This is a genomic window from Domibacillus indicus (genome assembly GCF_023715895.1).
Classification (GTDB): Bacteria; Bacillota; Bacilli; order Bacillales; family Domibacillaceae; genus Domibacillus; species Domibacillus indicus_A.
Window position 1 is genome coordinate 1 of the sequence record NZ_JAMBOO010000092.1, and the last position, 412, is coordinate 412.

The following is a 412-nucleotide window of genomic DNA, read 5'->3' on the forward strand; positions in this document are numbered from 1 at the left end:
GGGTTAGCACCACCACCGCTGGCGCGTTTGCCCGCAGCAGGTGGCGACTGCCGGCGATTTGCCGTCGGTAGAGCAGGCCCAGCAGCAGCGCCGTCAGCGCCCAGCGCGCTTCGGTCATCAGGATCGGATCCACGCCCTGCACCAGCACGTGCCCGACAACATAATTCCCGCCCCAGAACAGAGCCGCCAGCGTCAGTAACAGATAAGGCATGATGGTTCCTTGTGTCGTTTGTCACTGTACTGAATGGTAATGTTATTGTTTTTATAATATCAATAATATTTTAGTGGTTTTCTATTGTATTCATTTAAATTATTTAATAATCAGTAAATTGAAAGCACGTGTGAAATTTACGTTGCCGCATTATGGACGGTACTATACCGTATAGTAGCCATGTATTTCACAGGGATAAAT

Annotated in this window: 1 pseudogene; it reads right to left on the reverse strand. The window is 48.3% G+C overall.

What is annotated here, in order from left to right:
- Nucleotides 1–211 (reverse strand): annotated as a pseudogene (locus M3221_RS25715) (hypothetical protein); the annotation flags it as partial.
- Nucleotides 212–412 lie beyond the last annotated feature (201 nt).